Source organism: Ercella succinigenes (genome assembly GCF_900002895.1).
The window spans coordinates 1-11,878 of the sequence record NZ_CDHP01000025.1; the positions used below are offsets into that span (position 1 = coordinate 1).

Genomic DNA, 11,878 nt, shown 5'->3' on the forward strand with positions numbered 1-11,878 from the left:
ATTTAGGCACGTGAAGAATCAGCGTTCCTACTCTAGTTGTCAGGGTACGCTCGCGATAGCCATTCCGATAGCTGACACGTCCATCACTTCGCTCATACGGCTCGGCATTCAATTGTTCGCTGGCCTGTCCTCGCAGCACCGCATCAAATACTTTTTCCAGTAATTTCGCCACCCCGTTCTCCCGATTTCCAAGCATAAGGTCTTTAAGAATTTCGTCTTCCAGTGTAAGATGTACTTGAGCCATGATCTCATTCCTTTCAGTTGTTAGTTTCGCAAAACCTATTATACCGAAAGCGAGCTCGTGGCTCTTTTTTATTTCTCAATTTACACCAAGTATACGGACTTTATCCAGAAAAATTTAAATTGGTATATTTTATTTTGAATAGACATAATTTAACTTCTGTAAAAAGATAGATTCAAAATATAAAAGGAAGTGTTTTGTATGTTAAAAAAATTAGGGATTAGACAAAAGATTCTCTTTCTGATTGCGATACCAATGGTAGTTATCATTGGTGTTACATCTCTGGCTGTTTTTCAGCTTAATTATGTTACCGTAGAAATGAAAGATGTGCTTTATGAGCAAGGACTATCGTCCATCAGTTATCTGCTAAATGCAGAACGCGATATGTATCAGGCATTAACTGCGATACAGGAAATGACATCCGATGATTCAAATACCAGTTTTTCAGAACTAGAAGCAGATATGCTGGAGAATTTTGAGCAGACTTTTGAGCGCATAGACCTGGCAGAAGAAGCTCTGAATAATAATAGGGATGTTTGGGCCGACTATACAGGTGAAGAGAGTGGACTTACTGTATTTGAGGATTTTGATGTTGCGAGAAATGCGTTTGACGATTGGACCAAGCAGGCATTAATTATAGTAGCTAATGAAGATTGGGCTGCAGTTTATTCGGAAACTTTTCTAGGAACTTTTAGAGCTGCGCGTGATGGTTTGGATGAAATAGATGAAATACTGGAAGTCGCTATGTTAAACGAAGTTCAAAACGTAACAGCGATGGTAAGAGCATCAGCTAAATCTATTATAGCGGTAGTAGCAGTAAGCTTTGTTTTGGTAGTATTGTTAAGTCTTGTAGTAACAAGCGGAATAATAAAAGTAATGCGCCAGGCAGGAGATATGCTAGACGCGCTTAGCCTGGGACATCTAAGCAACAGAGTAGAGGTAGATCCGAAGTCCAGAGATGAAATAAGCAGTATGATGCGCAAGATGAATCAGTTTGCAGATCATTTGCAGCAGGTGTTTGTAGCCAATCTACAGAAAATATCAAAGGGAGATCTAAAATTCAAGGTTAATATAGCAGATGAATCAGATGAGATCAGCCCTGCTCTAGAACAGACAGCGGCATCCCTTAATCTTCTGATATCGGAAACAAACAGACTGACCGAAGCGGCAACAGCGGGCGAACTGAAAACCAGAGGAGATACATCAAAACTGGAAGGTGCCTATGCACAAATAGTAGAAGGTTTTAATGCAACTCTTGACGGAGTGGTAGAACCTGTAGAAGAAGCTAAAACAGTTCTGGGCAAACTAGCAGTGAATGACCTCACCGTGCCGATGTCGGATAATTATTCCGGCATGATGCAGGAACTGGCAAATGATACCAATCAGGTAAGAGATAACCTGATAGATCTGCAGGATGCCATAGTAAAAGCATCACAGGGAGATATCAGAAGGTTAGAAGAGTTCCGTAAACGAGGACAATTATCACAAGAGGATCAGCTGACGCCATCTGTGTTGGCAGTATATCGTTCTATACAAGATATAATCCGTGCGGTATATGAGCTGACAAAAGCGGCAACCGGCGGAGATTTAAGCAAACGTGCAGAAGCAGAAAAGTTTGAAGGTGGTTATAGAAGAATAGTAATAGGTTTTAACCAGACAATAGATGCACTTGTGCGGCCAATACAAGATGCAGCACTTGTTATACAGGCACTTTCCAGTGGCGACTTAAGTGTCGGTATGGAAGGTGAGTATGAAGGTGATCATGCAGTTCTCAAAAATTCACTAAATGGAGCCATAGATTCATTTAACAGATTACTGGGAGATATAAAACAGGCATCAGATGAAGTAGCTACAGGTTCAAAAGAATTATCCAGCTCAAGCCAGACTTTATCACAGGGTGCAACCGAACAGGCAAGTTCGATAGAGGAAGTGACAGCATCAGTAGAACAACTTTCTAATCAGACAAAGACAAATGCCAGCAGTGCGGTAAAAGCAAGTGATCTGAGTGAACAGGCCAGAAACAGTGCGGTAAGCGGAAATGACCGTATGAATAAAATGCTGAATGCAATGAATGAGATAAATGAATCATCAAGCAATATCTCAAAGATCATCAAGGTCATAGATGATATAGCATTCCAGACCAATATACTGGCACTAAATGCAGCAGTAGAAGCAGCCAGAGCAGGCCAGCAGGGAAAAGGTTTTGCCGTAGTAGCAGAAGAAGTACGTAATCTGGCGGCAAGAAGTGCGGAAGCAGCAAAAGAAACAACCTTGATGATAGAAAAATCGATAGAGCATGTGAATGACGGAACAGAGATAGCCCAACAGACGGCAGATGCCTTGAAAGATATCATGGATAAAGTCAGCAAAACAAATGAGCTTATTTTGCAGATATCCACAGCGTCAAATGAGCAGGCAAGCGGTATAGCAGAGATAAATACAGGTCTTGTACAAGTATCAAGAGTAGTACAGACGAACTCTGCAACTTCGGAAGAAAGTGCTGCCGCCAGTGAACAGTTGTCAGGGCAGGCTGATATGCTTAAAAATTCTGTATCTCAGTTCACACTAAAAGATGATTCTTCTAAAAATCAAAGTCAATTTGATAACGCATTTGGTGATTTTTGATTTACAAATTAGTTTTTTGATTTGATAAAGCGATTGCAAGCATGATTCCAATCTGCCTTAAAAACAATAGTTGACAAAACGCCCTCGACTGTAATAAAATAAGCCAGGTCACGGGGGTGTAGCTCACCTGGGAGAGCGCTTGAATGGCATTCAAGAGGTAAGGGGTTCGATCCCCCTCATCTCCACCACAAAATATCGCTGGAACTAAAGGGTTTCGGCGATATTTTTGTTTTTTGAAAAAGCGTGAATTTGAGTGGAATGTATAATCTGTGAATAATGGGAGAGAATCAAGAATTATTAGTGCTATGTGAATGTAATGATATTAATACAAGATAGAGCTAAATGAAGTTCATAATATTAGGCACAGTAATGTCTTTCGAGAAGCTTGACGTAATCCGTAATGATGCTTCTATTCTCCATTAATTCAAACAAAATAGCCATAGCCTTAGCTTATATCAGCTTTTATTAAGAACTCTGTTAATTGCCGATTAAGGCCATCCATTTCATCTAAGCCTTGTTCTTTAACATAAACCATATTAGGAATAACAGTTGTTCCAGAAAAGCCGTTTAGCAACAGTTGATCGTTGATTTTATTATTATTCCCGTATTTTTTACATTGAAATCTTGATATACTGTCCTACACGGCATAAATCCCAATGAATGGATAATTGCATTTCGAATCGTCTTAATAACTTCAAGTCGTGCTTGAAGTTTCTCCCATTCTTGTACAAGCTGACTATCTTCTCTATATCTAAAATGTGTATCTGCTTTCTTATTAGGAACGAAGCTATTAGAAGAAGTTTTTTCATATGTTCTGCCCAAGTACAGCTTGCCTGGACGAAAAATAAGTCCGTCTTCCGGAATAGTAATTTTCTCGGTATTGAGCGGCTTCTTCATGTCCAGAATTTCGTCGGTATATGTAAGAAGATCGTTATGAAGCCGAAGAGTATAGCTGTTTGGATTGATAAGCTTCTCATCATAGGGGTCAATCACTATATTACCAGCCGCAATTTGTTTTTTTATTTCTTATCCTGATAATATCATATATTTTTCGTTGCCTCCTGCTCAGAAAAATTTATATCATACCTCGTTCCATGGCTCATCAGTATCCCGTCCGTCAGACGAATGCGAAGGATACAAGTATACGGGTCTTCTTCGTTGGTATGACCGTTGTAATACCACTTCTTAAAGACCTCTCGTAACTTCGCCATCAATTCTATGTTTTCTTCATCTCTCGGATGACCAATGTTTTCACCGATACCGTGAGCCGTGAACCACTCTCCGCAGACGGCAACTGCCGAGTTTCTCTTGATTTGCTCCATCTTATTCGAAAGCGCATATGTGACGGTATAAAAAGAGCCATCCTCATAATAACTGTTCACAATGCGAACGGCAGGTCGCTTACCATCCAATGTAGCAACTGAAATCAGCGCGTCATGTCCAAAACGCTCGACCATAAGAGATAATGTCTTTGTGTTTTTCTTATTCATATTTCCTCAATCCTTTCGCTGTAGACCATAGTCACAACATCACGACGTATCAGACCATCTACATTTTCGCGGTCAAATGTCGCGTTCACCTCTGCAATATGAGCGGCATATCCGGGGTCGGATGGCAAAGGGTCATGCGAATGTGACGTCATGTATGCAAGCCAGTTTTCCCTCGTATAAAACATAGGGTTGGGGAACTCTCGAATAGTTGGATTTGTGTAAAATACATCAGTTGCTTGCTTGCTGTGCTTGATACTACTGCCGCCAGGAGTATTGTTATATATCGCAATAACAAGACATCCGGGTTTCCCGATACGGCGACACTCTGTTCTGAATACGTCAGGGTCAAACCAATGCAACGCCTGCGCACAGGTTATAACATCAACGCTTTGGTCGGTAAGCGTCGTGGCTTCGGCCGAGCCATCGACAATCTTTGCGTTCGGGTACGGTGCAAGCGTAACGGCAAGCTGTTCGCGCATATCGGCGTTTGGCTCAACCGCAAAAACTGTGTATCCGTGCGCTGCAAGCAACTGCGTGAATTTACCTGTTCCCGCGCCGATGTCGACAAATATCGCACCGGATGGCACTAACGAACATACATAGTCAATCGCCGCGCCAGGGTATCCCGGACGGGCTTTGGCGTATACCTCCGCCTTACCGGTAAATTTTTCTGTGTTCATTATAACTTTTTTCTCCATATACGCCAGAGTAATCGCACCACCGCTCTGTTCCTGCGTTTCGCCCGTGTCCGTATAACCAGCTTTCTCGTAACAGCGGCGGTTGGCGGCCTCGGCAATGGGAAAATCCAGCGTCCAGCGGGATACGTTTGGAAACTCTGCCTCGCAGAGCAGAATGGCGCGGCTGGCTATACTCTTAGATTGCATCTCCGGCAATATATACACCCGCGCAAGATAGCATTCGCCAGGTAGACCATTCCGCTCCCAAGCGGCAATACCACCGACCAAGATGCCATCCGCAAATATCTTAAATACTTTGGCGTTCGGGCGGCCAATCCAACGCAGAATTTCATCCGCGCCGCGCAGATAGGGACTGCCCTCGTCGTGGTAGATGTCATACAGCCGCTTGAAGGCTTTTTGCTGTATGGCGACCAGAGTCTCGGCATCGAAGGGGGTAGCGGGCATCAATTCTATGTTCATTACATCGCTCCTCGTATAATTCTTATAGCCCAGTCATAACTGTCTTAGCTGGGCTGGTTGAAACTGTAGACGCCCTGATTCATAATGGTCTTGTAAGGCCGATTGAGGACTAGTTCTATCGCTCCTTGTAGGATCAAGTTTGATCACTACTAAAAAAGTCCGTTCCCCTGGCCTTGTGTTTAGCTTCGAACCGCTGGTTGTTTGTCAGTAGCCGGTGCTTCCTTTGGCAGGAGGATATCGTGCAGCAGGCAGCTGACTGGATTCGCATGGCGAGGGTGTCGATGCGCATGTGCCCAGGGCGTTTGCTTTCAACCGACCTTCAGTCTTTTTGAAGGGAGGTGAAACATATGGAAGGCACAATTTTCATCGGCATTGATGTCAGTCAGCAAAGCAATTCGGTTCACGTTATGGACCAATCTGGCAACAAGCTGTGGCAACGTTCGTTTGAGAATTCTCTTACCGGCAGCCACGAGCTTGTGCAACAACTGTTGGAAACAAGACGTACCCGATCTGTCAGCTTTTTCAACTTTGGACTTGAAGCAACTGGCTGTTACGGTAATCAAATTGCCATGTTCCTTCGCGAAACAGATCAGATTCCTCGTTCCGAGAAGGTTGTGAGGCTTTTAAATCCCAAGCAAGTCAGCCGTTTCAAGAAATCTTACTCAGAGCTTCCCAAGACCGACAGCATTGACGCTGTTGTTATAGCCGACAGTTTGAGATTTGGGCGTATAGGCCTGAAAGGCACTGTCGTGGATGAAAAATATCTGGCTTTGCAAAACTTACCCGCTCAAGATTCCAAGTAGCCAAAGACCTCACTCGAGAGAAAAATCGCTACCTGCAGACTTTGTTTCTCAAATTCTCCACCATGGCTCAGGATTCACCATTGTCAAACAACTTTGGCACAACCGCCATCGAGCTGGTAAATGAATTTGAGAGTGTTGACGAAATAGCCTATACCCCTCTCGAAGAGCTTGCTGCGTTTCTTAACCAAAAAGGCAAAGGTCATTTTGTTGATCCACAAGCCTTGGCCAGAGAAATCCAAAAAGCAGCGCGCTCGTCTTATCGCTTGCCTAAGGCCATTCAGGACTCGGTCAACCAGGTTCTTGCCATGCAGGCTCAAACGATTCGGTTCTACTCACAACAACTCAAGGACTATGACAAACTCATCGAAGCTCAAATGACAGGTATACCCAACACGCTGACATCGATAAAAGGCATTGGTCCGGTCTATGCGGCAGGTATTCTTGCCGAAATAGGAGATGTCACTCGGTTCAAGGATTAGGCTGCTCTTGCCAACTATGCCGGTCTTTCCTGGTCAAGACACCAATCTGGCAAGTTTGAAGCAGAGCAGACTCACCTCGTTCACAGTGGTAACCATTATCTGCGCTATTACCTCATTGAAGCGACTAACCATGTTCGGAAGCACGATCCCGAACTTAAGGCTTATTATGAGCGCAAATTCAATGAGACGCCCAGATCCAAAGGCAAACGAGCACTCGTCCTAACTGCCAGAAAATTTGTCCGCGTTGTCTACGCTCTGCTGCGTGACAACCGCATCCATATTCCGAGGCAGGATTAGATAGTTCTGCTATTCGGCTTTTCAATTACCTGCTCTAGAGCAGGTTTGTTTGCTTCAATCTTTTTTCTCGCCTTTGATTCGAAACTATTCACTTTTCAATGTTCATATATGTAAAAAGTCTATTGACTATTTACCGCTGGACTTTGTAATACTGCTGGCAGTTCTCCGAGCGAGCCTATGGTTATGTCTGCTTCATATTCCTCAGAGCGAGGCTCTTGGCAAGCGGCATAACCTTGCTTTATCCGAATGGTTTTCATACCGATGCGCTTCGCAGGGTAGATGTCATTATCAGGACGGTCACCTATCATAACCGCTTCGTCTGGCTTACATTCTGCCTGTTGAAAAGCAAGTTCGAAAATTCGCGGGTCAGGCTTCACAAATCCCGTCTCAGCCGATGAAATAATGACATCGAAAAACTGGCGTATCCCATAGCCCTCTAACCGTTGCTCCGCTCCGTGTTTCTGATTTGCAATAATGCCGAGGTGGTATGATTTCGATAAACGTTCCAACACGGCTTTAGCTTCTGGGTATGGTTTGTCCAATTCGGACGGATAGAGATGGTTCGTGCTGTTGCCTGTGAATCCGAATTGTTTTAACTGACCGACAACAGTCGCTTCGTACCGTGCCATACCCGCGCAGTATTCCTTTTCTATATCTTCAGCGGAGATCGCTCCGTTTACCAAGTTGGCTGCGTTTGCAAACCAACTTTTATAAGAGTCAGTTTCATCAAGCAAAGTGCTACCCACATCAAAGAACAACCATTTAACGCTCTCTAACATTTCTCTTCACCTCTTCCTACCCGAATACCTCGCAAGCGGCAATTAGCCGTAGTTTATCCTCATCAACCTTGTCGCGCCCATAAGCATCGAAAAATCTCTGGCGATACTTGTCCGTTTTGAGGTTAAAAAACAGCGTCCACGCACCCCAAAACAAATCAACGTGGCGGTCACCGACACCGCCGCTGCCGAGGTCAATGAATCCGCTGAACCGCCAATCGTCAAGAATGACGTTTGGCAAACAGTAATCACCGTGCAGAAGGGTATCGGTCTGCAACAAATGACCTTTTGACTTTACTATCTCGTAGGCTTCTTCAGGCGTAGCATAACCCCAGTTGTCCGGAAATAAGGAAACATCATATTGCTGGTTTATGTAGTTTTGCTCCGCCCTGAACAAGTATCGCTCTGTATGGTTAGGTACAGGGCAACCCGTGAAGTCGAACGAATGGAGCATGGCGAGCTGCTCCGCAAGCGTGTCACACAACCGCTCAGGCTGTTCGACATATTTCGCCGACGTACAGTTGTCGCCGTGTATCTTTTCGGTCAGGAGATAATCGTGACCAATGTTGAAAAGATACTCCGCGATATTTGCCGCCAGCCCTTTGCTGTGAAAATAGCGGGTCATCTCGTACTCACGGTCTAAGTCGGCAACGGTAGCGACTTTTAAGAAATAACCGCTGTCCTTGTCAATGAAAATAACCTTTGCATTCGGAGAGCAACTGCTGTCATATAGCTTCGCTCCGCCCAGGTATGGATGTAATTCTTCAGGGTAATCATGAAGGTTCACGGTTATCGGTTTCAAGGTCATAGAGCGACTTCCTTCGTCAAGTGTCAATTCGCACCAAATCTACAAGCGCCTTATTACGATAATTCAGGTCGGAACGGGTGGTAAACCCTATGTGTTCCCAGAACGCATTTCCATCCTCATTACGGCCGAAAACAACAAGTGCAACCTTATTAATGCCTTCGTTTTTCAGAGCCACTAATGCTGTTTCGACAAGTCGCGTGCCGATGCCTTTATAACGCTTTTCGCTCGCTACGCAGGTGTGATGGATAAACCCACGGCGCCCGTCGTGACCAGCAAGGATTACCCCAATAACCTCGCCGTCAGTCTCTGCAACAAATGATGTCCCCGGATTGCGCCGCAGATATTTTTCGATACCATCACGGCTATCGTCAATATCGTTAAGCCCCATGCCTGGTGTTCGCAACCACAGCACATATACCGCATCATAATCGTTTATTGTCATGTTCCGAATATTCATTTTTTATACCCACAACCACCCTACTTGCAATGATATTACCTGCAACAGACTCAATGTCTCCAATGACAGATATGCCTAATTATGGTGTGCCATATTTCGGTCTATATAGGCATTACCATCTTGCACCACATGACTGGCAACACGTCTCAATTCGTGATTTTGATTTCACTTTTGTGTTTGTAATTAAAGGGATTATTAGTATAAGTCCAAACGTAATAATGGCCAAGAAAATCCAAAGGAGCCAGCCGAAGCAGCCTCTATTTTTAACTTCTATGTCTTGAATCGGATAGCTAACAACATAAGGACTACCACAATAACGACATCGCGGCCCCTTCTGCGCAGAAGGCTGTATGTATTGAGGAATTGTCACTGAATAAGTTTCCGGCGAATGTTGATCTTGGATAGATAATCCACAGTTCTCACAGAATATGGTATTGGAATTGATAGAAGCACCGCAATTTCTACAAAACACTAGACAAATCCTCCAAACATTACCTTGCTGTGAATAGTATATTTATGACGGTATGATTCAGAAAATATTGAAATTACAGCTTTCTGAAGAATCATGATTTCACACCGTATTCTTGACTAATTTCATTTCAATTACCTATAAAACAGAATTACACCAAGTGGGACCAATGACTATATTCGAATGGATATGACTTAGTGATGGCGAGACTGATCAGGCATACAATGATAGATTACATTATCTTCTGTTGTTTGCCTGATTAATCTCTTTTGCTTCTTTTAAATCTATTTTCGCCTGGTGACCATGTTTTTCAAGTAAGTATAACAGTTCACTCCCGCTAAGTAGAGTTAGAGGTTTGTTTTTTACAAACTCATACGCATCTGGTCCATAGGTCGCAGTAGTGACTAAAATACCTTTTGTTGCACCCTCATTCATTACAGTTCCATATAAATCTCTAACTGCAGATACTCCTACGACATTAGTATACCGTTTGGCTTGAATAACAATTTTGCCTCCACGAATCGGATCGGGATCAAATGCTATTGCGTCAACACCTCCATCTCGACTTGCTTGAGTTACTTTAACTTCTCCCCCGTTAACTGAGAACTCCTTCTCGAATATTTCCCGTATCAAGTGCTCAAATTCATCCCATGGTATGGCTGCAATATTGGTAGAACTATCGAAACTATCAGCTACATTGTGAGAATCTACAAAGCGTTTGTCCTCTCGACTAATTGTCAGAATTGGTTTTATAGGGGTCAATCCTGAAAGCTTTGAGCTCCCAACTCCCTTTAAGCCTCTAAAACACAACTTAGCGTCAACATTAAATAAATTAATCTCACTAAATTTCTCTTTTTCAACTTGCAAGCTTGCAAGACAAGCTGTTTCATGTTTTCCCGTTGCTTTATTCAGAAAATTCACATAACCATTTACAGATACTGCTTTTATAGCATCCGCCTTGTCCGAACTGAACACTTCATGTAGCACTCTGAGAAGAAATTTGTATATAGTTGAGTCAAACAAATTTTCTATAAAATCTCTATTGTAAAACACTTCCTGGATTATCTTTTTAGAAGGAACATATCGAACTTCTTTTAGTGTTGGGAAATCATCAACAGACGGCAGCATGTAGTCAATGATTAGTATCTTGCTGTCAGGAAGATAAGATAATTGAAAATCTTTATTAAAAATTGTGGGCAGATCCGATTTCTCAAGTACATCAGAGCAATACAGTTCAACTAACATCGGATCGTGCGCTTGATACATATTAATTTTATGATCGATACTATCATTATATCTTTGTTGTTCTTTCAGAAAAATATCTTCTTGAAGCTTCCATTCATCACAAGCAATTTGGTATTCTTTTATAGCTTGCTCATGCCTTGCTGCTTGCTGTTCATTTAGATTCTTTATCCTCTCACAATCCTGCTTCCAAAATTCTAATGTAGACTCAAAAAGTTTGTCAGCATTAATTATAGACTTTTCTTTTGCAGTCTTTGATAAGGCTGTCGCGATACTCTTCTTAGGCAGAAACGAAACTGAGGTTTTTTCCGGTGCGGGTGGATACATTACATAAATGGGCGTTTCAGGAGGACAAGGTGCTGGAGTTGGAAATCTATCATGTCTCTTTTGCTCATTCCAATCAACACATATTTCTTTGTCCAAAGCTTTTATTAGGATATTTTCAAAATTTGAAATTATCCTCTCAGCTTTCCTTGTTTGCTCAAGTGCTTCTTTTTCAGCAGCCTCCCTTTCTTCAGCTTCAATTCTCTTTGTTTGGACTGCTATCCATTTTTTATTCCAAATTTCAATCTGACTATGGATTTTTACATTCAATGCTTCTTCGTTGGGTGCAGTAATAACTTTTGTTTCATTCAAAGCTTTATGTTTAACTTTTTGCTCGAATTTTAATATTTTTGTTCTATTAGAATTTAATATTGCGTTTCTTTGTCCATACTCGATGTAGCTATTCATTGTGATAAAGTCCGTATACTTGGTGTAAATTGAGAAATAAAAAAGAGCCACGAGCTCGCTTTCGGTATAATAGGTTTTGCGAAACTAACAACTGAAAGGAATGAGATCATGGCTCAAGTACATCTTACACTGGAAGACGAAATTCTTAAAGACCTTATGCTTGGAAATCGGGAGAACGGGGTGGCGAAATTACTGGAAAAAGTATTTGATGCGGTGCTGCGAGGACAGGCCAGCGAACAATTGAATGCCGAGCCGTATGAGCGAAGTGATGGACGTGTCAGCTATCGGAATGGCTATCGCGA

11 protein-coding genes, 1 tRNA gene and 2 pseudogenes are annotated in these 11,878 nt (G+C 42.7%); 5 read left to right on the forward strand and 9 right to left on the reverse strand.

The genetic code is table 11. The annotated features are described in order from the left end of the window. A partial coding sequence (locus tag AC0KSB_RS06990; RefSeq protein ID WP_472306594.1) for a transposase occupies positions 1-244 on the reverse strand: 244 nt, incomplete at its 3' end. A gap of 198 nt (positions 245-442) precedes the next feature. On the opposite strand from AC0KSB_RS06990, the gene AC0KSB_RS06995 reads away from it, so the two are divergent. Together AC0KSB_RS06995 and AC0KSB_RS07000 are read left to right on the forward strand one after the other, a co-directional pair. Further along, positions 443-2,866, forward strand: coding sequence for a methyl-accepting chemotaxis protein (locus AC0KSB_RS06995; RefSeq protein WP_472307697.1), 2,424 nt, complete (start codon positions 443-445; stop codon positions 2,864-2,866). A gap of 112 nt (positions 2,867-2,978) precedes the next feature. After that, positions 2,979-3,054, forward strand: a tRNA-Ala gene (locus AC0KSB_RS07000). A 589-nt stretch (positions 3,055-3,643) separates the two neighbouring features. Here the strand turns inward: AC0KSB_RS07000 and AC0KSB_RS07005 are convergent. The 3 genes and pseudogenes from AC0KSB_RS07005 to AC0KSB_RS07015 form a co-directional block, all read right to left on the reverse strand. Further along, positions 3,644-3,889: pseudogene (locus AC0KSB_RS07005) on the reverse strand (dCTP deaminase); the annotation flags it as partial. A gap of 17 nt (positions 3,890-3,906) precedes the next feature. Then, the gene (locus AC0KSB_RS07010; protein ID WP_472307699.1) at positions 3,907-4,356 is read right to left on the reverse strand and encodes a pyridoxamine 5'-phosphate oxidase family protein; all 450 of its coding nucleotides are present in this window, start codon (positions 4,354-4,356) and stop codon (positions 3,907-3,909) included. Then, positions 4,353-5,513 carry a GNAT family N-acetyltransferase gene (locus AC0KSB_RS07015; protein WP_472307701.1) on the reverse strand — a complete coding sequence of 387 codons (1,161 nt, stop codon included), beginning with the start codon at positions 5,511-5,513 and terminating at the stop codon, positions 4,353-4,355. Before AC0KSB_RS07015 ends, AC0KSB_RS07010 begins: the two co-directional genes overlap by 4 nt. A gap of 347 nt (positions 5,514-5,860) precedes the next feature. Here AC0KSB_RS07015 and AC0KSB_RS07020 point away from each other — a divergent pair, with 347 nt between their 5' ends. Continuing rightward, positions 5,861-6,316, forward strand: a complete 456-nt coding sequence (locus tag AC0KSB_RS07020; protein WP_472307703.1) for an IS110 family transposase — start codon at positions 5,861-5,863, stop codon at positions 6,314-6,316. 62 nt (positions 6,317-6,378) lie between these two features. After that, a pseudogene (locus AC0KSB_RS07025) lies at positions 6,379-7,092 on the forward strand (IS110 family RNA-guided transposase). A gap of 119 nt (positions 7,093-7,211) precedes the next feature. Here the strand turns inward: AC0KSB_RS07025 and AC0KSB_RS07030 are convergent. The 5 genes from AC0KSB_RS07030 to AC0KSB_RS07050 form a co-directional block, all read right to left on the reverse strand. Beyond that, positions 7,212-7,871, reverse strand: coding sequence for an HAD family hydrolase (locus tag AC0KSB_RS07030; RefSeq protein ID WP_472307705.1), 660 nt, complete (start codon positions 7,869-7,871; stop codon positions 7,212-7,214). A 16-nt stretch (positions 7,872-7,887) separates the two neighbouring features. Then, complete coding sequence (locus AC0KSB_RS07035; protein ID WP_472307707.1) at positions 7,888-8,676, reverse strand: aminoglycoside 3'-phosphotransferase; 789 nt, start codon at positions 8,674-8,676, stop codon at positions 7,888-7,890. A gap of 16 nt (positions 8,677-8,692) precedes the next feature. Further along, positions 8,693-9,133 carry a GNAT family N-acetyltransferase gene (locus AC0KSB_RS07040; protein WP_472307709.1) on the reverse strand — a complete coding sequence of 147 codons (441 nt, stop codon included), beginning with the start codon at positions 9,131-9,133 and terminating at the stop codon, positions 8,693-8,695. 112 nt (positions 9,134-9,245) lie between these two features. Further along, entirely contained in the window at positions 9,246-9,605 is a 360-nt protein-coding gene (locus AC0KSB_RS07045; RefSeq protein WP_472307711.1) for a zinc-ribbon domain-containing protein, read from the reverse strand. Between the two features lie 234 nt (positions 9,606-9,839). Beyond that, the gene (locus tag AC0KSB_RS07050) at positions 9,840-11,576 is read right to left on the reverse strand and encodes a restriction endonuclease (RefSeq protein WP_472307713.1); all 1,737 of its coding nucleotides are present in this window, start codon (positions 11,574-11,576) and stop codon (positions 9,840-9,842) included. Between the two features lie 108 nt (positions 11,577-11,684). Between AC0KSB_RS07050 and AC0KSB_RS07055 the strand changes: the two genes are divergently transcribed. Next, positions 11,685-11,878 (forward strand): transposase (locus AC0KSB_RS07055; protein ID WP_472307715.1); only part of this gene is annotated, 194 nt, incomplete at its 3' end.